Genomic DNA, 22,010 nt, shown 5'->3' on the forward strand with positions numbered 1-22,010 from the left:
TTGAAACGTATCGCATTATGGTTGTATTCTTTCTCAGACTTAGCTTTTGGTGATAGAATCCATGACGATAGTAACAGGTCCGTCATTGATCAGGGAAACCTTCATGTCGGCACCAAAAATTCCGCTTTCTGTTTTTAATCCGGATTTAGCAATTTCTTCTTTAAAATAATCAAAAAGAGGAACTGCTTTATCGGGTTTAGCCGCTTTGATGAAAGAAGGGCGGTTTCCTTTTTTATAATCTGCAATCAACGTAAACTGGCTGATACAAAGTATTTCTCCTTCAATATCCTTCACAGAAAGATTAAGCTTATCATCTTCATCACCAAAGATTCTCAGGTTTAAAACCTTCTGCACAAGCCAGTCGGCATCCGTCTTTTCATCATTTTCATCCACACCTGCCAGCAGCATTAATCCCTTTCCGATTTCACCCACAGTTTTTCCGTCTACTTTTACACTTGCTTCAGAGACTCTTTGTATAACGATCTTCATTTTGTATTTTAATAATAGACATTTAGAGTTTTACTTGGTGCATCATAGCTGTAAGGATAGGTTTTAGGAGGAAGAGAAGTCTTAGCTCCCGCTTCAGGCTGCCCCGTGCTTAAGATCCATCTTGTATTATCCTGAGGGCAGATGATAGCAATATTATCCTTTACCTCAAGAGTCGTATTGTTATCAGGACATAGGTGGGGAGCGTTCCTGTCATATACCTTAAACCCGTTCGCGGTACGTACAACAATCAGACCTCTTGTTCCGGACTGCTGTTCGTTCACATAAATCCAGCCGTTGATGTTGTTCAAAGCATAGTATGCAGGCAGGTTTAAATTAAGGGTTACGTTGATGGGGCTAATCGGGAAACAGCTCACCGTATCTTCTCTACTTCCACAAGAGTTTATGGTTAAATTACTGATAATCAATAAAATAAAAATAGATAAGATTGAAAAAGTTTTTTTCATTTCAATTTAAATTTTTATATATTTGTAAAAATTAAACGATTACAACACGAAAACATTGTCCGGCAAATGTCGGATTATTTTTTTATACTAAAACTAAATTTCGAAAATTATGGCAAGCTATGTAACTAAAGAGGGCCTAGAGAAAATGAAAGCTGAGCTGGAACAGTTGGAAACTGTGGAGAGACCAAAAATTACTCAGCAGATCGCAGAAGCAAGAGACAAAGGAGATTTGTCTGAAAATGCAGAATACGATGCGGCTAAAGAGGCTCAGGGAATGCTTGAAATGAGGATTTCTAAGCTGAAAGACGTGATCTCTACTTCTAAAATTATAGACGAAAGCCAATTAGATACTTCAAAAGTTTCCATTCTGACAACAGTGAAACTTAAAAATAATGCTACCAAGCAAGAACAGGTATTTACATTGGTACCGGATAACGAAAGCGACCTGAAAACAGGGAAAATCTCTGTAAACACTCCTATTGCAAAAGGTTTGTTAGGAAAAGTTATTGGCGAAACGGCTGAAATTACTTTACCGAACGGAAACAAACTGTCTTTCGAAGTATTAGACATCTCTTTATAGTCTGATACCTGTTTCATTTCTAACTTCTGATATCTAACCTAACTTCCAATAAAATGAGCACTATATTCACAAAAATCATCAATGGCGAGATTCCTTCTTATAAAATTGCAGAAGACGAAAACTTTATGGCGTTCTTAGATGCAATGCCTTTGGTGAAAGGACATACTTTAGTAGTCCCTAAAAAAGAAGTGGATTTGATTTTTGATCTTGAAAGTGAAGAATACAAAAACCTTTGGGGATTTGCCCAAGAGGTAGCCAAGAAGATCAAAACTGCAATTCCATGTGTAAGAGTGGGAGTAGCAGTGGTAGGACTTGAAGTTCCTCATGCACATATCCATCTTATTCCTTTAAATAAGATTGAAGACATGAATTTCAGAAATGAAAGATTAAAATTAACGAACGAAGAATATACAGAGATTCAAAACTCAATTATTAATTCTTAAAAAATCAGAAGATCGTAAAAAAGTAATTTTTTACGATTTTCTTTAACATATACATATATATTATATCATATGAATTCTAACCAATGTTCTTTCTGTGGCAGAAAAAGAAATGAAGTACAGATGCTGATTTCTGGCCAGAATGGTTTTATTTGTGAAAATTGTATAGAGCAGGCACATGCTATTGTAAAAGATGGCGCATCTAAAAAAGAATATTCACCTGCCGACAGTATGGAAGAGCTTAAAAAGCCGAAAGAGATCAAAGAATTTCTCGATCAGTATGTGATTGGGCAGGATCAGGCAAAAAAGCAGCTTTCCATTGCTGTATATAACCATTATAAAAGATTGCTCCACGCTCAGGACGAAAACAGAGAGGTGGAACTTGAAAAATCTAATATTATTATGATAGGAGAGACGGGAACGGGTAAAACGCTCCTGGCAAAAACTATCGCAAGAGAGCTTAATGTTCCTTTCTGTATTGTGGATGCTACTATCTTAACAGAAGCAGGATATGTAGGAGAAGATGTGGAAAGCATCTTGTCCAGACTTCTGATGGTGGCAGATTACGATGTGGAAAAAGCAGAAAAAGGAATTGTTTTTATTGATGAGATTGATAAAATCGCAAGAAAATCAGATAATCCAAGTATTACAAGAGACGTTTCCGGAGAAGGAGTACAGCAGGGATTGCTGAAACTGTTAGAAGGAAGCATCGTAAACGTTCCGCCGCAAGGAGGAAGAAAACATCCGGACCAGAAATATATTCAGGTAAATACTCAGAATATATTGTTCATTGCCGGAGGAGCTTTTGACGGAATCAAAGAAATCATCGAAAGAAGAATGAACAAGCAGGCGATAGGTTTCAGCTCCGAAAAAATAAACAAAACAGACGAAGACGAATATATATTAACAAATATTAATGCAATAGACCTTCGTACGTTCGGATTAATTCCAGAACTTTTAGGAAGATTTCCAATCATCACTTATCTCGATAAACTCACGAAAGAGACCTTGGTAAGAATTATGAAAGAACCAAAAAATTCAATCGTGAATCAATTTGTGGAACTTTTCAAGATGGATGGCACAGATTTGGTAATAACGGATGGTGCAATCGAGAGAATTGTAGAGGAAACTATTGAGAAAGGATTAGGCGCCAGAGGGCTTCGAGGGACTACCGAAAAAGTTCTAGAAGACTACATGTTTTCAATAGGAGAGGACAAGGAGATCATACTAACGGAAGATAATGTTTTGATTAATAGGTAAAAATATTTTTTTTTCTGAAAAAAAATAATACCTTTGCAGTTAAAGATTGTATTAACACACAAATAATTTATACAATGAGAAAAAGTTTATTTGCTATAGGTCTTTTAGCAATTAGTTATTCTGTTCAGGCGCAGATACTTTGTCATGTTGACGCTAATGCTAATATGTATGTGAGTGAGGGCACCCTAGTTTATAGTGGTGGAGGTGTACAAACAAAAGCTAATGGTATTTTGGATGTACATGGAAATATTATGGTTGTAGGATCTGGTTCAGATGCTTTTAAGACAATTGATGCTGCCGGTGCAGATAAAACCGATGGTGGAAATATTCTTTTAAGACTTAATACTCCTGGTACCTTTGCAACTTCTACATATGGGCAGTTGTACATTGACGGAATTTCCCAGTCTAATATCACAGGTATTGTAACCAAAGAATACAGAACACCAAGTAATGGTAGTGGTAACTATTTTCAACAGGTAGCTTTACCTTTCAGTGGTAAGGCGCTAAGTACTTTATCTACTGAAGTAGGTAAAACTTTCAATACCGGAAGATATAGCAACCCAATCTTACAATGGGACAATGCTAACGCTGTTTCTAAGCACTTTACAAGTTTAGCTACTACAACTACAGATCCTTCAGGATATTATATGCTAAAGGTTACCGGTAATGACTGGAACCCAAGTGCTCCTGCTGGTGCAGCAACCGTATATAATATTAACGGAAGACCCAATGCACCGTATGCTGCTCCTGTAGCACTACAAAATGCAGGGAAATCTAATATCGGAGCTTCTAATGTTGTTTTCGGAACTAATGGTAACGCTGTGAACTCTTATAACGAGAAGTATAATACTTATCTTGATGACAGTTTTGAGTTTACTACAAGTCCATGGGCTGGAACATTCGGGCAAAACTGGTATCAGTTCGGAAACCCTTACCTTACCAATTTAGATTTATCTAATATCGGATATACTGAGAATGGTACAGGGTCTGACGGAAATGTTGTGAGTAACATTTTGGGTATTGAATATAACCCAGGTACAGTTACTACTCTTCCATCTGGTTCTACTTATGCTACAGGTGCTCAAGTGGTTACTTTCTTTCCTTCAGGTGACGGATATGCTTTGGCAGCTGGTGACGTAGATAAGGTTGTTATCAAACCTATGCAGTCATTTAAAATAAAGCTAAGAAACAATACTGCTCAGACTTTGAACTTTAATACATTAAGAAGATTCAATTCTACAGCAAGAGCAGCAGCAACTAATTATAGTGTAACCGCTGCTAAAATGGCTAATGGCAAAACTGCAAGCAACACAATAAAACAGCTTGGAGTAATTGGTTTGGATGCTAATGGAAAAGAAATTGGAAGAACATATTATGTTGTTTCTCCAAGTTTAACAACAGGACACCAAATTTCAGCAGCAACTTCAGTTCAGTCTTCAGCAGGTTCTGGCCTTATGGGTACATCTGAAGAGGCATTGAACGGAGGATATGATAATACATATAAAGATAGCTATTGGTTGTATATCAACGAGGCTAATGAAGATAACTTCCAAGGTAAAAATATTAAGTTAAGAAACTTCTACGATCAGGTGAAGTCTTATAAGTTTGAAATCAGAGAAAATACTGAGTTAATTCCAAATGGAGCACACCAGTTATCTTCAGGAATCGGTTTCTACTATAAAGCAGAAAATGGTAATCTAATTGAAGCTAAGCAAGGAGATACTGTACCTGTAACAAATATGGAAGCTAACTTATATTATGGAGAACCAAGTAATCTTACTCTAGCAACAGATAAGACTACTCCTAAAACTTCTAATACTCTAGTGGTTTATAATTCAGCAATTTCAAACTATATTGTTAGATTTGATCCAAGCTGGAAAAAAGCAGACATTCAAGTTTATGATATGAGCGGTAAACTGGTAATCTCTAAAAAGGCGGTTGAAACAACCAGAGATTTTGTAATCGAGCTAGATGGCTCAGTTAAAAATTCATATGTTGTAAAAATCGTTTCTGATAAAGGAGAAACTGTTAACACTAAAATCTTAAAATAAACCACATGAAGACTATTAATAAACTAGCACTGGCATTTTTCTTATTTGTTGTATCTTTGGCATATGCTGATACTATGCCACAGCCAGCAATCCCAGGGGGAGGAGGTAACGGAGGTAATGGTACAGGACAACCCGCTTCACCCATTGATATGTATGTATATGTACTTGGTATCGTAGCAATTGGATTTATTGTTTACTTTACAAAAAAGTATAAAAGCGTAAAAGCATAAAATTTTATTAAAATAACAGTAAACTCTCTGATTAATCAGAGAGTTTTTTTATTTTTACTCTATGAAAAAGATTTATACGCTATCTGCAGTTTTGGCTGCATTTGCTCTGCAGGCTCAGTTTACAATTACTATTCAGACTCCGGCAGATTTTAAAGATCAGGACGCTATTCTATATACATTAAACGGTTCGAAAGATATTATTGTTACTAAAGAAAAAAGTAAGAATAGTACTTGGACTTTTAAATATCCCAGCAATTATATGGGAATGATGAAGGTCTATTTCCCTGGTTCGAATAACACTGTGAGCTTTATTTCTGAAAATAAGGATGTCAACTTTAAGCTGGATATCCAGAATAATAAAGTGAAAGATGTTGCTTATCTGGATGAAGCCAACAATCTGATGAGCAAACAACAGGAGGGTTCGCAAAAGAAAGAACTTATTTTGCCGGCTTTGTCGCAGATTAAAGAGTATTATAAAGATAATACAGACTTTGGAAAAGCTCTGAAGACTGAGATTGACAGACTTTCTGGTAACTCAGGTTCTATTGACGCAGCTCAGCATCCGTTCATTTCATATTATAATACGAATTACAGCAAGTTTCTCTCTAATTCACCTGATTCAACCAAAAAAGTGAATCAGGAGGAAATTATTAACTTTCTGGATAAGTCTGGGGATATGTTAGAAAGCTCATCATTATTAAGACCTATATTGGTAGCTTATCTGAACTCTGGAGGCAACACCAATGTTACAAAATCTGTTGATGCATTGTTAGACCGCTTAAAAGTGGAGACTCCAAGAGGGCAGACTGTATTGTCTGAACTGATTGATATTTTTGATGTCTATCAGATGGATGAATATAAGACTAAATATTTGGGGCTTGCCAAGAATCTTAAATGTACCATTACTGAAAGACTTGCTTCTACATTGAAGGCGAATGCAAACATTGAAATGGGCGCTGCTTTCCCGAATTATAAGTTCCAGTCACCTGTAAATACGACAGCGAAATCTTTATATGATATTAAGGCAGATAAGAAGGTTGTTGTATTCTGGTCTTCCACATGCTCGCACTGTGAAAGTGAATTGCCGAAGCTTCTTGAGAAATACAATGATTTGAAATCAAAAAATATTCAGGTTGTAGGGTTGTCTTTAGATGTAGATAAAGATTCTTATACTAAAAAAATTGCCGCATTTCCTTGGGTGAATGATTCCGAATTGAGAGGTTGGAACAGTAGTTATACAGATACGTACAATATTCATGCAACACCAACATATTTTATTTTGGATGCTAACAATAAGATTATCAGCAAACCAGACCATGTTGGCGATGTTTTGGAATATTTTAAGTTAAAATAATTTTGGAGGTAAAGAAATATTTTCTATATTTGCACCACCAAAACGGCGAGGTAGCTCAGTTGGTTAGAGCGCAGGATTCATAACCCTGAGGTCACGGGTTCAATTCCCGTCTTCGCTACAATAAACCGCAATCATTGATTTAATGATTGCGGTTTTTCTTTTTATAAAAATTCTAATTCTATCTTTTCATTTCTATCAATAATGGTCTTCCTATAGAATATTATGGGATAATTTCCGTTTTTCTATTGTATCCTATCATTCTCATTCCATCATAACTGACTAGGATTATTATTATCTTCATAATAGCTTTTTGATAGCCTATTTTAGGACGATCTGGATTTTTATGTACAAATTGCCTATCTGAGTATTTGAACCCGTATAATAGGGGGTTAAATGAATAATGAAGACATTCTTTTTCCGTTTGAATAAAAGTTATTAAAATACAGCAATAAAAGAGCCGTCTTACAATCTGTAAAACGGCTTTTGTTTTTTTGTATGGTTTTTATCAAACCTGATATCCAAGCAGCTTTCTAATCTGATAGAAGAATCTTTCAATCAGTCGGAGATCCTGTGTTACAATTTCTGCGCTGCCTCTAAGTTCTTTATCGAATATAAGTGTTTTGTTGTAGCTCGTTTTTAATCCTTTTGGTAAAACTACATCTACATAATAATTTCCTTTATCATCCGGAATCAGAGAGATGTTCTGTACTTTTCCTTCAATAATACCATATTCCTGGAATCTGTAGTTATCTAGTTTAATCAATACTTTTTCACCTGGAATAATCTTTCCTGAGTTGGTGGTAGGAACAGACATTCTGCCTACCAGCTGCTCTTTGTTTCTAGGAAGAATAGAAAGGATAGGTTCTCCCACTTTTACAAACTGATTCTCGCCAAAAAACTGTTGAAAACTGGCCACACCATCTGTAGATGATATAACGAGATAATTCAATTCCCACTGTTTTAACGATTTTCTTAATTGCTCAAGAAGCTGTAAAGTTTGTGAAGAATATGTAATTCTGTCTTTTTCTGTATTAATGGCAGTCCCGCTCTTCGTTTATTAAGATTGGAAATTCCTTCATCCATTTGAGAAATGGAGATTTTAAGGTTTTCCAGGTTTTGCTGAGCCTGAAGATATTTGATTTTTTCGTTCTCAAGTTCCATAGCGGAAATAACCCCTGGTTGAAAAGTTCCTGAGATCTGTTGAAATTTTTCTTAGTCAGATCATATTTAATTGACTCTAGATTTTTTTGCTGTTTTAAAGTGGCTATTCTTACTCTATACTCAGAAATACTTTGGTTGGCTGCCAGATTTTCCGGAGCATAAGGTTGTAATCTTGTAAAAAGTGCTTCATCCTGAAATGCTTTTGCAAAACTATTGTACTCCCCCTGTAGTTCTCCCAATTTGAATCTTGAAGCCTGGGCAATAGGGAAGGAGTATAGCTTATCAGGAGTAATGGAATCTATGAGTGTTTTCAGTTCCAGAATGTCTTTATAATTGGCTGCAGACTGCATGACCATAAGGACATCATTCTTTTTGACTTCCTGATGGTCTTTTATGAATATTTTTTCTATTTTGGAACTTGTTCTTGCCTCTATTTTTTCTGGCGGGTTCTGAGAAGTCACAATAATAGGAGCCGGTACAAATTCCGGATATTTTATAATGTAGCTCATTAAGAGAATCAGCAGGAGGATAACAAATATCACAGTATTTCCCCAGCGGATCATCCAATGTGGCGGCTGGGTCAAAATATCCTGTACGCTTTCTGAGCGGAGTTCAATATTGTCTAAAACGTCTTCTTTCATTGTTATGTAGTAAAATTTCCCCCAATATTTCAGGGGGAATATAATTTAATTAAATGGACAGTTTCCATCATACCATTCAGGAGCTGAAGTATCAGCATCCGGTGGGCACTCAAAGTGCTTTATACGACATGGCACCCAACTGCCAAGACACCAAGATCCGCAACAGTTGTTGCCAGGTAAAACTACCCCTCCACTGACAGCTGTCAGTTCTTTTCTCGAAAGTTTTTTTAGATTTTTCATGATGAATATTAGTTTTTAGTTTTCCTACTCTATAAGCTTTTCGGATACCGCTATATGTTGATTAGCTGCCTAATTCAAGCTGATTTCTTACCAATCTGTAATATTCTCCTCTTAAATCTACCAATTCAGCATGGCTTCCTTCTTCTACCACTCTTCCATGATCCAGTACAATGATTTTATCAGCGTGTCTTACTGTGGAAAGTCGGTGAGCAATAACCACAGCTGTTTTACCTTTAAAGAACTGCTCAAGGTTTTCCATAATCACTTTTTCATTATTGGCATCCAGTGCAGAAGTAGCTTCATCAAATAAAATGTATTCTGGGGATTTGTAAACAGCTCTGGCAATGAAAAGTCTCTGCTTCTGACCACCGCTTACTCCAACTCCTTCGTTCCCGATTTTTGTATTGTAGCTTAATGGAAGGCTTTCAATAAAATCTTTGATATTGGCAATTTCTACCGCACGTCTCAGTTTTTGTTTGTCGATATGATCTTCACCTACCGCGATGTTATTGGCAATGGTATCGTTGAAAACGTATCCTTCCTGCATTACCACTCCACAATGATCTCTCCAGTATCTTGGAGAAATATTTTTCATATTGGTGTTTCCGATTCTGATTTCGCCCTGATCAGGATCATAAAACTTCATCAATAGCTTCAATAGTGTCGTTTTACCGCTTCCGCTGGCTCCTACAATTGCGGTAGTCTGCTGATAAGGAATGGTAAGGCTTAAATTTTCAAAAACAGGCACATCCGAACCAATATACCGGAATGACATATCTTTGATTTCGATATCTCTCTTCGGAACATCCATTACGTATTGTTCATTTTTGTCTTCTTCGTCATCTTTATCATGAATCTCACCTAATCTTTCAAGGGAAATTTTAGCATCCTGAGTCTGCTTGATGAAGTCGATAAGCTGCAAAAGCGGGCTGTTCAGCTGCCCGATAATGTACTGAACGGAAAGCATCATCCCTAAAGTAAGATTTCCGCTTAAAACGAGCTTTGCAGAAAGGAAACTCACCAGTATATCTTTCATCTGGTTGATAAAGTTACCTCCTACAGACTGCCATTGTTCTAGTGAAAGAGATTTTATCCTGATTTTAAACAGTTTCACCTGAAGAAATTCCCAGTCCCATCTTTTCTGTTTTTCGGCATTATGCATTTTGATTTCCTGCATTCCGTTGATAAGCTCAATAACTTTACTCTGTTCCTGAGATACCTGTGAGAATCTTTTATAATCAAGTTCTTTTCTCTTTTTCAGGAAAAAGCTGATCCATCCGATGTACAATACTGCTCCAACAAGGTAAACAAGAAATAATCTGTAATCATAAAACAGCAAAACAATACTGAAAATGATAAGGTTTACCAGTGAGAACAATGTATTTAATGATGAGCTGGTAAGAAGCTGTTCAATTCTGTGGTGGTCATTAATTCTCTGCATAATATCTCCCGTCATTCTCGTATCAAAGAAACTAATCGGAAGTTTCATCAATTTGATAAAGAAATCGGAGATAATGGAAATGTTGATTCTTGCTGAAAGGTGAAGAAGAATCCAGCTTCGTATGGTTTCAATTCCCATTCTTCCCAGGAATAACATAATCTGTGCAAGTAAAACTACATAGATGAAATTAATATCCTGATTTTGGATCCCGACGTCTACTATACTTTGGGTAAGAAACGGGAAAATAAGGGAAAGTAAACTTCCTCCCAAAAGGCCAACGGCCAGCTGAATAACAAGCGTTTTATATTTCAAAAGGTATTTGGAAAGAAAAGTAAAGCTGGCTTTACTTTCTTCAGCATCAAATTCAGTCTGAAAAAATGCAGGTGTTGTTTCAAGAATCAGGACAATTCCTTCTTCTGTATTTTCGTTGGCATTTTCTCCAATCCATGATTTTATGAATTCTTCCCGTGTATAGGTGATCAGTCCGTAACTGGGATCTGAAATATATACTTTGTTGTTTTTATCAATTTTATAAACAACTACAAAGTGGTTTTTATTCCAGTGTGCAATACAAGGGAAAGGAACTTCTTCTACAAGGGTGTTGAAATCTATTTGGACTCCCATAGAACGGAATCCCAGGTTTTCTGCTGCATCACTCAGTCCTAAAAGACTGCTTCCTTCACGGGTGGTTTCAGATAGGTTACGAATCTGCTGCAGCGATATACTTTTACCATAATACTTGCTTACGATCCTAAGACATGTAGGGCCGCAATCTTTAGTGTCTGGCTGCTTATAAAATGGAAATTTTTTTTTCAAAACTACTACTCATTATAAAATGTCGTCAACAAATGACGACATTTTTGCTTTAATTCAATTATAATTCAATGAAACGAAACTAAAAATAGTCCCATTTATCACTGTTTTTCTGCTCTTCAGCATCTTTTCAGATGGTTATTTTGTTTTTCCTAAGATAGGGATTTTTTTGAATCGGTGGGATTTATTTATTAAATCTCATCATCCTCTATTAATTCATCAATGAAGAATAAAATGTCTTCACGATCATACTTGTCCGGGAACTGATACCCATTGATAATAAAGATGGGGGTGAAGCTTAATCCTGCATTGCTGTTTTCCATAGACATTTCCACCAATGGATTCAGGTTTTCTGAGGTAACGTTTCCTCCGGAAAGCGCATTGATCTTGCTTTCGTCCTTTGTTTCAAACCATTCTTCTACAGCGTGTAGAAATTCTTTTTCAGGTTTGTTGTGGTAGATATGGGTTAAATCTGAAATAAGCTGCGTGTATTTCTCTGGTGCTCTCTCCGGGGTGTAATTGAATCTCATTTGTAAAGAAATATTATCCGGATATTTCTCCAGAAGACCTTCTGCCAGTTTGTGAGCATCTTTACAGAACCCACAATACGGATTGGAAACAATAGAAATACGAAGCTTAGCATCTCTTTTCCCTACTGCGAAAGTTTCCGTATCCTGGAATTCGATTTTTTGATTCTGCTCCATCTGATTTTTGAAAAGCTCATAGTTTCTTTTGAATCTAAGATTTTTCGCATTCGACTTCTGAAGCGTCTCTTTTTGTTCAAGCAACGTGTTGAAATAAATAATTGCCGAGAAAACAAGTGCCCATAGAATAACTGTCAATAGGAGAGCTCCAATACTGAAAGAAAAATTTTGGAAGAATAAGCTGCTGATTACTAACTGCCCTGCAAGGATTGAAATAATCAAAAGGCATACTCTACAAAATGTCTTTTCTACAAAAGCCTGAATATATAGAGAATATCCTATTGCCAGTACAGAAACGAATGTAAAACCTTTTACAATATAAGCTGTAGTTGGTAAGAACAGTCCTAATATAGCAAGTCCGGCAAAATAGATCAGGGAGAAATCTGCAAATTTTAATCCTAAAATACTGGTTTTATCCTGCTTGATGATTTTATCGCATGAGTTGACAGTCTGGCTTGCTGCAGCGCCGCCGCCTCCACAAATACTTCCGATAACGGTAGAGGTGTTTCCAAATTTCTGATTGAAAATTTCCAGGGAAATATAAACTCCGGCCAAAGAAAGAAGATTGAAGATGGCTTCATAAACAGTCTGGCTGATGAGTGAATAAGCTAGAACGGCTGCAAAAATAATATAAAGAACCGGCTTAAAATTAAATGCGAGCTTACTTTCGGCATTTTCCGTTTTTTCAAACAGCAGTACAAAATCTGTTGACTTGGTATAAAGTTCCTCTTTGCCGAAGGTTTTTGCTTTTTCTGAATATACTGAATAATTGGTTCCTGACTTTTTTATAAGGGAAAATGAGTTTTCAACAATTGCAATAAATTCTTCCGGAAGTTCATCCCAATATTCTTTGTCGAGTTCATAAGCATCATTTTTTACTCCCATAAAGTTAAGCGTATCACTAAAAGCCAGTGCAGATGGGTAATTGGGATGGGAGTTGAACTGGAAAATGAACTCCTGTTTATCGAGTTTTAGATGGTTGATTAGTTTGTCAAAAATCATATTAATATTTTTATCTAAAATACACAGATGTTTTAAATATACAAAAATTTTTTTCTTTTATTAGTGAGATATAGATGGTTGTTGGTGGATTTTATTTGATCTTCAGTATTTTATTTTATGAAACTTGAATTTAAGAGTTCACTGTAAAGTAGAGACTTTCTCTGAAAACAGCATATTTTTCAGAGTTGTTTTGCTGGAAAATAATGAGAAGTATTTCTGAAAATGTAAGATTTTCATATGTATAGTTTCTAGTAATATAAGCAAGATTTCCCTTTAGCAGATATTTTTGAATTTTAAGATATATTTCCTTGCTCTGTTCTCAAAAAATAATCAAAAATTTTGTCATTTTTTAATCAGAAAGCTGCTGATTTTTTTGACACTTAAATTTTAGAAATATGTCATAAAATTGAGTGAATAACTCCAATTTTAAAATTAGTGAAATATTGAAAAAATAGAATATTATCTATTTAAACATTTGTTTAATTTTATGGATATTTAATAGTTTTCATGTTATTTAAACGATGTTTTTATACTAAATAGGTATTTTGGTTGCGATTTGTCATATTGGGATATGAACTCAAAAAAACATAAAAAATCATAAAGTTTTCTTAAAGTTTTAAAAAAGGATGGAAATGTTTTTGTATTTATAAAATATATTGTACTTTTACATCGCCTTGAATGAGGGAACAAGTCAAGGTAATAAATTTTTTTTCATCATTTGTGTTTTTAGAATCGTATCGCCTGATACGATTCTTTTTTTATGCTTTCTCATAATTTAAAAGAAGATCTATAAAGTAAGAATATGTTACAGAACCTTCCTGCTGATTACTTTTCAGAAATAAATTATTGGTGAGTCCAAAGAAATCATCCAGCCATCCCTGATGACGGAAAATAAAGCTCTTTTCATAAGCACGGTCTCTTTTCATACCGGGAGAATAATGATGAAGAACATTCTTTACAAACTCCGGATCTTCTTCCACAATGAATCTTAAAAGACTTTTTAAAGTAAAAAATTCAGTACTGTATCTCAATTCCAAATTATTGGAATGAGCACCTATCAAATACCCTACAAAATTAGCTTCCTGCTCTCTGGCAAAACCTAATTGATGAGAACTTTCATGAGCTGTAGTAAAAGGGATGAAGGTATGGGGAAGCTCAGAGTTATACTGGGCTTCTGCGGTAAAAGGATTATAATAGCCCAAAATTCCTGTAAAATTCATTACATTTTTGAATAAACTAGGTTTAATATCCAGAATCTGTGGTGCTTTTTTACCCGAGATATAAGACGGCAGTTTGGCCTGCTGGTGCAGAATCTCCTTTTGTATAAAAGTAAGGTTCGTAATGATAAATATTCCATTGCGGTCTTCATGTACGGCCTGACGTGTTGCTTTGCATTTTTCAAGATATATAATAGCAAGCTTTTTTGCTTTTTCTATATCCGGTTCTTTCTGGCTGGTCAATTTTTTTATAATCGGGGTTTGAAAGTACAGCATGCCCCAAAAAATTTGATAGATAAAATAAAATGCATTGATGATCATCAGAATTCTGAGTAAAGACTGATGCCTTCTGTTCTTTCTGAATAAAGTAACTATATAATATAAGAGGAAAGCTCCCAGTATAATATAGAGAAGATCTCCCACGGAAAACGGAACCCAGCTGAACAGCATCTGGTGTATTCCTTTTTGAAGTTCGAAAAAATTCTCAAAAAAAGAAATCATTATTCCGGATTTTGAGAAGACATAGAACAAAAGAAATTGGGCAAGTAATACACCTGCCCAAAATCTTTTCTTTTTATATATTGTTTTTGTATTAATGACCACTGCCTTTAGATATTTTATCAAGATCAATGCCCTGAGCTTTTAGAATCCCGGTTACACGGATCGCATAGAATGCAAGATAAGCAAAACAAATAACCCCCACGATATAACTAAAGTGAATATTAATAAGATCTGCAATATAACCTTGGATAAAGCTTACAATACCTCCACCCATAATCATCATAATAAGATATCCGGAACCCTGGTTGGTATGCTTTCCAAGCCCGTTGATTGCCAATGCGAAGATACATGGCCATAGCGTGGAGCAGAAAAGACCTACACTGGTAAATGCATATACAGATACCATTCCTGTAGTAAACATTCCTGTTAATAAAGCTGTAATCCCTGCTAAAGAGAAAATCAGAAGCATTCTTGCCGGGTTTCCTTTACTTAAAATATCACAGATAATCATAGCAATAATGATAAATCCATATACATAGAAAGGAGAAAGATCATGCTTAGCAATGGCGTTTACAAATAAAAATACACCAAATGCAAGATAAGGAGCTAAGAATCTTAAGATTTTTTTGAAGCCCGCATTCACGTCAAATGCCTCTACGGCACCTGTCCAACGGCCAATCATTAATGAAGCCCAGTATAAAGAGATATAAGGTGCTACATCTTTTGTTTCAAACCCTAAATTCTTTTCCATATAAGCAGGAAGGTTACTCGCTGTGGAAACTTCCACTCCTACATAAACGAAGATTGCGATCATTCCCATGACCAATTGAGGATACTGGAAAGCCGATGTTCTGTGTTCTCCCAAAGTTTTATCATCTGTGTTCTCCGTGTTAGTAGGAGTTACAGCTGGAAGAGACGAGAATTTAAGCATCAGAGCTACAAGAGCGAAAGCGGCTCCTAATATAAGATAAGGTACTTTCACACTTTCTATACTCGCTTCTGTGTTACCAGCGCTGGCAGAACCAAAAATAGCAAACGCTACAATAAGCGGTCCTATGGTAGTTCCTAAATTGTTGATACCACCTGCCATCGTTAATCGCTGAGATCCGGTTTCCGTAGGACCTACCTCAATAGCAAGCGGATTGGCCACAATCTGCTGAAGAGAGAATCCTAAACCTACAATAAATAATCCGGAGATCATTAAAGGGAAAGAATGCATATTGGCAGCCGGATAAAACAGTAAAGTTCCCATTGCGGAAATAAGAAGTCCCACAATAAGACCGTTTTTGTACCCGATTTTATTGATCAAATCCTGTTTCAGGCTCTTTGATACAAGCATATAAATTAAAGAACCTACAGTATACGCTACATAAAAGCATATCTGTACAAGCATACTTTCAGTTTGGGATAAATTGAAGGCTTTTTGAAAAACAGGGATCAGAATATCATTACTGGCTGCTACGAATCCCCAAAAGAAGAATACGGTAACCAACGGAATGAATTGAGCCCAATTGGTTTGTTTAGAATAATTTGACATATTTATTATAGATTTCACAAACAAATATAACTATTTCCTTTCAACGGAATACCTGATTAAGGTTTTTTTTATTGTCTCATAAGCCTCTGCCTTTAAGTCTTTAGGCGAATCTGTAGGCTCAATGATTCCGTTGAAGTACACCTTTACTCTTCCAGGATAGCCTTTTGAGTTTTCAAAAGGGAACATTTCCTTGAGTCCCACAAAGGTATAAACAGCTATAGGAGAATGATGTTTCGAAGAAAGCATGAAGGCACCGTCTTTGAAATCATCCAGGATAATAGAAGTGTCGTCCGGCACACCGCCTTCCGGAAAAAGGGCAATACTGTTACCTTCTTCCATCTTTTCTGCACATCTTCGGTAAACATCTGCACGGCTTTTTGCGCTCGCCCTGTCTACCATTACACATATCCTTTTATATATAGTTCCGAAAATAGGAATCTTTACCAGTTCTTTTTTTCCTACAAAACAAATCGGGTGATTCGGAAACAGAATACAAACAAGCATAATATCCATAATGGAAGTATGATTGGATATAAATACATATGGTATGTCCTTATCTTTTTCCTGTTCCGAAAGCTTAATCAGGTCATACCTGAAGCCCATTCCGTAGAACATTCCGAAACACCAGAGTCTTACAAGTTTATACCCGTATTTATAATGCTTTTTATTAAAGGATAAAATATAGACTGGGATTCCGATAATAACCGTCAGAAAAAAAGCCAGCAGCAGCAGCCAGAATCTCCAGAGATAATTTAAAATTTTTGTCACAGCTTAACCGTTAAAAATTACTTTCTTCTTGATAGAATAATTCAGGATGGAAACCAGCACAATTGCGGCAATTTTACTGATCATTTCCGGGCTCAAGGTATAAAAAATTAAATTGATATTATCTTTAAATACGAAACTGTAGAATATCTGGAAGAAACCTAAGCTAAGCAGAGTGGAAAAGAAAGATACCACCATAAAATAAGCAAACTCTTTTCTTTTGGAATGCTTTCCTCTTTCGAATACAAACCATATGCTCAGAAAGTAGTTGGTGATAATCCCGCAACTGGTAGAAAAGATGTTACTTAAAGGATAATGTATACCATAGAAGTTAGTCTCCCTTGCGAAAAAATGAGGAAGGTAGGTGCTGAAAATTTTAAAGCTGCCTATTTCTACAATAGCGCTTAGCCCTCCTGCAATAATGAAGAACAAAACCTGTTTCTGACGTATGAGTATTTCTTTCATTCAATTTTAATCTAAAAAATATTTGTACATATTGTGTAAATAATGAAATAGTTGCTATCTAGTGATGTAAATAGATTATTATATTTTCTGTTATTAATATTTGTTTTAAAATGTCAAAAATTACAGAACTTCACAATACGATGGTGCAAATTTATAACTATATGTTAAACACTGAAAAAAGTTGTTAAAATATTTTTTTTAATAAAAATTATTTCTAATTTTAATATTCAGAATGATGTAATAAAGACCTGATAATAAATTCATTTTCAACTCCTTGTGTTGATGGTTTTTTCTATCTTGTAGTGCGGTATTAAGCGCATATACTCCAACATTTTATGACCAATTATTAATAATATTTGTATGAAAAGTCAAAACAAATACAGAAAATTCCAGCTTCAACAGAAAAATATTGAGGCTCTTGAGAAAGAAAATTCCCGCTTCAAAAGAGTGTATTCCGAATATGAAAATATGTCAAACGAATTGTGGAATCTTGAAAACTCCAAAGGAGAACCCGTGCCCGATGATTTTATCAATGCAATGGTATTACAGACTTCCTATCTGGAAGATGAAATAGAAGATTGGCTGATACAGTTCAACGAAAAAAAAACACAAATTAAACATTAATGATTTTAGACAGCTTCCAGATTGTTTTTAAATGCTAATTGAAGATAAATTCCTAATTTAGCACCCTTAAATTAAAATCTAAACTATGGTTGCTATTGTAGATAGTGGTTCTACTAAATCGGATTGGGTAATACTTGATGACTTTAAGAAAGTTTTTTTGAAAACTGAAACAATCGGTTTCAATCCGAATTTTATCAACAGAGAACTTATCGCTCCTGAGGTGCAGAAAAATAGCAATCTGATGTCAGTCAAAAATTCAATTACCAAAGTCTTTTTTTATGGTTCAGGATGTGGAGTAAAGAAAAATTGTGAAACCATAGAAGAAGAACTGAAGAAAGTTTTTGTAAAAGCAGAATTTATAGTGAAGGAAGATCTGATGGCTGCAGCCTATGCAGCATACAGCGGAAAACCTGCTATCGTGTGCATTCTTGGCACAGGATCAAATTCTTGTTATTTCGACGGCAAAAATCTAAAAATAGAATTACCTTCATTAGGATTCCTTATTGGGGACGAAGGAAGTGGTAGTGCTATCGGAAAGCAGCTGGTGCGCAGATATTTCATGAAGAAACTGCCTTCAGACCTTCATACAGAATTTGAAGCAGACTATCAGCTTACCGTAGAAGATGCATTGCAAAACATGTATCATACTCCAAGACCAAATGCTTATCTGGCAGACTTTACCAAATTTGTGATCGAAAGAAAAGATCACCCTTACTTCAGGGATATGGTTTTTGAAGAAATGAAAAATTTCTTTGAATACCAGGTACTCCCTTATGAAGAAGCAAAAGATGCTGAGATTAATTTTATCGGCTCTATTGCTTATTATTATGAAAACGTACTGCGCTCTGTAGCTGCAGAATTTAATTTAAATGTGGGACATGTAGTTCAGAAACCAATTGAAAGCTTAGTAGATTACCACATTAAATATATACTTTAACAAAAAACAAAATTTTATGTCAAGTAACAACAATCGTGACGAAAAGAACTTTAGCCAGGCCGCGCTGGATTATCATAAAGCAGAACCCAAAGGAAAAATTGAAGTGATCCCATCAAAGCCGCACTCTTCTCAAAGAGACCTTTCGCTGGCTTATTCTCCGGGTGTAGCCGTTCCTTGTATGGAAATTCATGATAAGCCTGAAACTGTATATGATTATACAGGAAAAGGAAACCTGGTAGCAGTAATTTCTAACGGTACTGCCGTACTTGGACTGGGAGACATTGGGGCTGAAGCTTCAAAGCCGGTAATGGAAGGGAAAGGACTTTTGTTCAAAATATTTGCAGATATCAATGTTTTCGATATTGAGATTGACGAAAAAGATCCGGATAAATTTATTGAAATTGTAAAAGGTATTGCCCCTACATTCGGAGGGATTAACCTGGAAGATATTAAAGCACCTGAAGCTTTTTATATAGAACAAAGACTGAAGGAGGAATTGAATATTCCTTTGATGCACGACGACCAGCACGGAACAGCAATTATCTCAGCAGCTGCATTGATCAATTCTCTGCAGATTGCCAATAAAGATATTGATAAAGTGAAAATGGTAGTAAACGGTGCGGGTGCAGCAGCTATCGCATGTACCAAGCTTTATATTTCATTAGGATTGAAAAAAGAAAACGTCCTGATGTGTGACAGTAAAGGGGTAATCAATCATAAAAGAGAAAACCTTACTCCTGAGAAATTAGATTTCATCATTGAAACAGATATCGAAACATTAGAAGATGCTGTAAAAGGTTCTGATGTTTTTGTAGGATTGTCAAAAGGAAACGTAATGACTCCGGAAATGCTTTTGAGCATGAACGAAAACCCTATCGTATTCGCTTTAGCTAATCCTGATCCGGAAATTGCTTATGACCTTGCTCTTGAGACCCGTAAAGATGTAATCATGGCAACAGGAAGAAGTGATTATCCTAACCAGGTGAACAACGTATTAGGATTCCCTTATATCTTCCGTGGAGCATTAGATGTGCAGGCTACAGGAATTAATGAAGATATGAAACTGGCTGCCGTACACGCTATTGCTGATCTGGCAAAAGAACCGGTTCCGGAAGCTGTAATTTTAGCATATAACGTTCAGAATCTTCAGTTCGGTAGAGAATATTTTATTCCAAAGCCATTTGATAACAGGCTGATCACAAAAGTATCAAGCGCTGTGGCAAAAGCAGCTATTGAAAGTGGTGTTGCAAGAAAAACCATTACGGATTTCGAAGAATACGAGCACCAGCTTCTGGACAGAATGGGAAGAGACGAGAGGTTGGTAAGAATGATGCAGAGCCGTGCAAAATCTAATCCGAAAAGAATCACTCTTGGAAATGCTGAAGAATACAATGTGTTGAAAGCTGCCCAGATTCTTTATGAAGAAGGAATTGCTTATCCGAGCCTTTTAGGAGACAAAAAATACATCAAGGAGCAGATGGAACGCTACGGAATTACGCTGGATGTTCCAATCATTGATCCAAGTGATGATGATCAGAAAGAAAACAGAAAAAAATACAGAGAGACCCTTTGGAAACTTCGTCAGAGAAAAGGAATGAACGAGTACAAAGCGAAAAGATACGTACGTCAGAGAGACTATTTCGGACCTTTGATGCTAAGACATGGAGATACTGACGGTCTTATCGTAGGATTCTCGAAAAACTATACTTCAGTTTTACGTCCCGTTCTTGAAGTGATTGAAAAAGACAAAGGAGTAGATAAAGTAGCGGCAATGATGATGATTCTCTCTGAAAAGAAACCTATTTTCTTCGCAGATACATCCATCAACCAAAACCCTACATCAGAAGATCTTGTAAACATTGCTAAAATGGCAGAATTTACAGTGAAGTCTTTCGCTATCGAGCCTAGAATTGCAATGCTTGGGTTTGAAAACTTTGCTGCCATCTCTGAAACTTCTAAAAAAGTAGCAAAAGCAGTAAGCATTCTTCATGAGAAATTCCCTAAAATGATTGTAGATGGTGAAATTCAGCCGGATTTTGCAATGAATGCAGATCACCTGAGCGATTATCCGTTCTCAAAATTAGGAACAACACCTGCCAATACCTTTATCTTCCCGAATCTGGAAAGTGCCAACCTTTCTTATAAAATTATAAGAGGAATGAAAGTAGCACAGGTTATAGGGCCAATCTTAATGGGATTAAAGCAGCCTGTACACGTACTTCAGATGCGTTCAAGTGTAGATGAAATTGTAAACCTTGCTACAATTGCTGTTCTTGATGCTCAAAGAAGAGAAAAGAAATCAAACTAAATCAGACTTCTTATTTAAAAAAATCACACTTCAAACCGTGTTGAAATAATAAAAAGACTCCATATTTTGGAGTCTTTTGCTTTTGTGTTAATTCATTGAATTCTCAAATGAAAATTAAGTTAAAAATCATTCGTACGTGAAATGAAAACATTAATTAGTTTAAATTGCTATATTTGGGAGTTTTAAAAATTAATAATGATATTTTCTTTACAAGGCAACGTTCAAGAACTTACGCCTACCTACGCGGTCATCAATGTACAAGGGGTTGGTTACTACGTGGGAATAAGTTTGATGACCTCACAAACGCTGGTTTTGAATCAGCCGACCTTTTTATTTATCCAGCAGATCATTCGTGAAGATGCCCATCTTCTCTTTGGATTTAACACACGTTCAGAAAAAGAAATGTTCAATCTGTTAATAAGTGTTAATGGAGTGGGAGCTGTATCTGCACTTATTCTGCTGTCTACACTGAGCCTTGATGAGATTGCCTCTGCAATCCTTTCCGGAAACAGTGCTTTGATTCAAAAAGCAAAAGGAATCGGAGCCAAAACTGCTGAAAGAATTATCGTAGATCTTAAAGATAAAGTACAGAAATACAGTGATCCAAACGCGAATATTTCTGTGATGGTGGATAATAAAATCAAGGAAGAATCGTTATCTGCATTAGAAGTTTTAGGAATTCCTAAACGAGCGAGTGAGAAGATTGCGGATAGAATCATAAAACAGAATCCAAACATCTCGGTAGAAGAATTGGTTAAACAAATCTTAAAAAACATTTAACATTTG

General features: G+C 35.8%; 21 protein-coding genes and 1 tRNA gene. 11 read left to right on the forward strand and 11 right to left on the reverse strand.

The window, feature by feature from the left end:
- Nucleotides 1-39: 39 nt before the first annotated feature.
- Together dtd and CLU97_RS23070 are read right to left on the reverse strand one after the other, a co-directional pair.
- A complete protein-coding gene (dtd, locus tag CLU97_RS23065) occupies nt 40-489 on the reverse strand; it encodes a D-aminoacyl-tRNA deacylase (RefSeq protein ID WP_121490198.1) in 450 nt (149 codons plus the stop codon).
- Between the two features lie 8 nt (nt 490-497).
- The gene (locus tag CLU97_RS23070) at nt 498-953 is read right to left on the reverse strand and encodes a hypothetical protein (protein ID WP_121490199.1); all 456 of its coding nucleotides are present in this window, start codon (nt 951-953) and stop codon (nt 498-500) included.
- Nucleotides 954-1,062: 109 nt separating this feature from the next.
- Between CLU97_RS23070 and greA the strand changes: the two genes are divergently transcribed.
- The 7 genes from greA (at nt 1,063) to CLU97_RS23105 (ending at nt 6,986) form a co-directional block, all read left to right on the forward strand.
- A complete protein-coding gene (gene greA, locus CLU97_RS23075; RefSeq protein WP_121490200.1) occupies nt 1,063-1,533 on the forward strand; it encodes a transcription elongation factor GreA in 471 nt (156 codons plus the stop codon).
- Nucleotides 1,534-1,586: 53 nt separating this feature from the next.
- Nucleotides 1,587-1,976 (forward strand): HIT family protein, encoded by a 390-nt coding sequence (locus tag CLU97_RS23080; RefSeq protein ID WP_121490201.1) that lies wholly within the window; start codon nt 1,587-1,589, stop codon nt 1,974-1,976.
- A gap of 69 nt (nt 1,977-2,045) precedes the next feature.
- Nucleotides 2,046-3,233, forward strand: a complete 1,188-nt coding sequence (clpX, locus tag CLU97_RS23085; RefSeq protein ID WP_121490202.1) for an ATP-dependent Clp protease ATP-binding subunit ClpX — start codon at nt 2,046-2,048, stop codon at nt 3,231-3,233.
- Between the two features lie 74 nt (nt 3,234-3,307).
- Nucleotides 3,308-5,284 carry a T9SS type A sorting domain-containing protein gene (locus CLU97_RS23090; RefSeq protein ID WP_121490203.1) on the forward strand — a complete coding sequence of 659 codons (1,977 nt, stop codon included), beginning with the start codon at nt 3,308-3,310 and terminating at the stop codon, nt 5,282-5,284.
- Nucleotides 5,285-5,289: 5 nt separating this feature from the next.
- Entirely contained in the window at nt 5,290-5,514 is a 225-nt protein-coding gene (locus CLU97_RS23095; protein WP_121490204.1) for a signal peptidase, read from the forward strand.
- A 61-nt stretch (nt 5,515-5,575) separates the two neighbouring features.
- Nucleotides 5,576-6,868 carry a TlpA family protein disulfide reductase gene (locus tag CLU97_RS23100; protein ID WP_121490205.1) on the forward strand — a complete coding sequence of 431 codons (1,293 nt, stop codon included), beginning with the start codon at nt 5,576-5,578 and terminating at the stop codon, nt 6,866-6,868.
- Nucleotides 6,869-6,912: 44 nt separating this feature from the next.
- A tRNA-Met gene (locus tag CLU97_RS23105) sits at nt 6,913-6,986 on the forward strand.
- A gap of 387 nt (nt 6,987-7,373) precedes the next feature.
- Here the strand turns inward: CLU97_RS23105 and CLU97_RS24155 are convergent.
- The 9 genes from CLU97_RS24155 to CLU97_RS23140 all read right to left on the reverse strand — a co-directional run bounded on the left by CLU97_RS24155 (nt 7,374) and on the right by CLU97_RS23140 (nt 17,355).
- Nucleotides 7,374-7,817 (reverse strand): HlyD family efflux transporter periplasmic adaptor subunit, encoded by a 444-nt coding sequence (locus CLU97_RS24155; RefSeq protein ID WP_228437918.1) that lies wholly within the window; start codon nt 7,815-7,817, stop codon nt 7,374-7,376.
- 82 nt (nt 7,818-7,899) lie between these two features.
- Nucleotides 7,900-8,670 (reverse strand): HlyD family secretion protein, encoded by a 771-nt coding sequence (locus CLU97_RS24160; RefSeq protein ID WP_228437919.1) that lies wholly within the window; start codon nt 8,668-8,670, stop codon nt 7,900-7,902.
- A 45-nt stretch (nt 8,671-8,715) separates the two neighbouring features.
- On the reverse strand, nt 8,716-8,910 hold the full coding sequence (locus tag CLU97_RS24440; RefSeq protein ID WP_410493431.1) for a bacteriocin-like protein: 195 nt from the start codon (nt 8,908-8,910) through the stop codon (nt 8,716-8,718).
- A 61-nt stretch (nt 8,911-8,971) separates the two neighbouring features.
- Entirely contained in the window at nt 8,972-11,167 is a 2,196-nt protein-coding gene (locus CLU97_RS23115; RefSeq protein ID WP_121490206.1) for a peptidase domain-containing ABC transporter, read from the reverse strand.
- A 188-nt stretch (nt 11,168-11,355) separates the two neighbouring features.
- A complete protein-coding gene (locus tag CLU97_RS23120) occupies nt 11,356-12,870 on the reverse strand; it encodes a vitamin K epoxide reductase family protein (RefSeq protein WP_121490207.1) in 1,515 nt (504 codons plus the stop codon).
- A gap of 758 nt (nt 12,871-13,628) precedes the next feature.
- Entirely contained in the window at nt 13,629-14,684 is a 1,056-nt protein-coding gene (locus tag CLU97_RS23125) for a DUF3810 domain-containing protein (protein ID WP_121490221.1), read from the reverse strand.
- On the reverse strand, nt 14,680-16,125 hold the full coding sequence (locus CLU97_RS23130) for an MFS transporter (protein WP_121490208.1): 1,446 nt from the start codon (nt 16,123-16,125) through the stop codon (nt 14,680-14,682). The genes CLU97_RS23125 and CLU97_RS23130 overlap by 5 nt, the downstream gene beginning before the upstream one ends.
- Before the next feature lie 30 nt (nt 16,126-16,155).
- On the reverse strand, nt 16,156-16,893 hold the full coding sequence (locus CLU97_RS23135) for a lysophospholipid acyltransferase family protein (RefSeq protein ID WP_121490209.1): 738 nt from the start codon (nt 16,891-16,893) through the stop codon (nt 16,156-16,158).
- A gap of 3 nt (nt 16,894-16,896) precedes the next feature.
- Nucleotides 16,897-17,355 (reverse strand): GtrA family protein, encoded by a 459-nt coding sequence (locus CLU97_RS23140; protein WP_121490210.1) that lies wholly within the window; start codon nt 17,353-17,355, stop codon nt 16,897-16,899.
- A gap of 360 nt (nt 17,356-17,715) precedes the next feature.
- On the opposite strand from CLU97_RS23140, the gene CLU97_RS23145 reads away from it, so the two are divergent.
- The 4 genes from CLU97_RS23145 (at nt 17,716) to ruvA (ending at nt 22,004) form a co-directional block, all read left to right on the forward strand.
- Complete coding sequence (locus CLU97_RS23145; protein ID WP_089696488.1) at nt 17,716-17,979, forward strand: hypothetical protein; 264 nt, start codon at nt 17,716-17,718, stop codon at nt 17,977-17,979.
- A gap of 85 nt (nt 17,980-18,064) precedes the next feature.
- Nucleotides 18,065-18,916 (forward strand): ATPase, encoded by an 852-nt coding sequence (locus CLU97_RS23150; RefSeq protein ID WP_121490211.1) that lies wholly within the window; start codon nt 18,065-18,067, stop codon nt 18,914-18,916.
- 16 nt (nt 18,917-18,932) lie between these two features.
- The gene (locus CLU97_RS23155) at nt 18,933-21,224 is read left to right on the forward strand and encodes an NADP-dependent malic enzyme (protein WP_121490212.1); all 2,292 of its coding nucleotides are present in this window, start codon (nt 18,933-18,935) and stop codon (nt 21,222-21,224) included.
- Nucleotides 21,225-21,419: 195 nt separating this feature from the next.
- Complete coding sequence (gene ruvA / locus CLU97_RS23160; protein WP_121490213.1) at nt 21,420-22,004, forward strand: Holliday junction branch migration protein RuvA; 585 nt, start codon at nt 21,420-21,422, stop codon at nt 22,002-22,004.
- Nucleotides 22,005-22,010 lie beyond the last annotated feature (6 nt).

This window comes from Chryseobacterium sp. 7 (assembly GCF_003663845.1).
Taxonomy (GTDB): domain Bacteria; phylum Bacteroidota; class Bacteroidia; order Flavobacteriales; family Weeksellaceae; genus Chryseobacterium.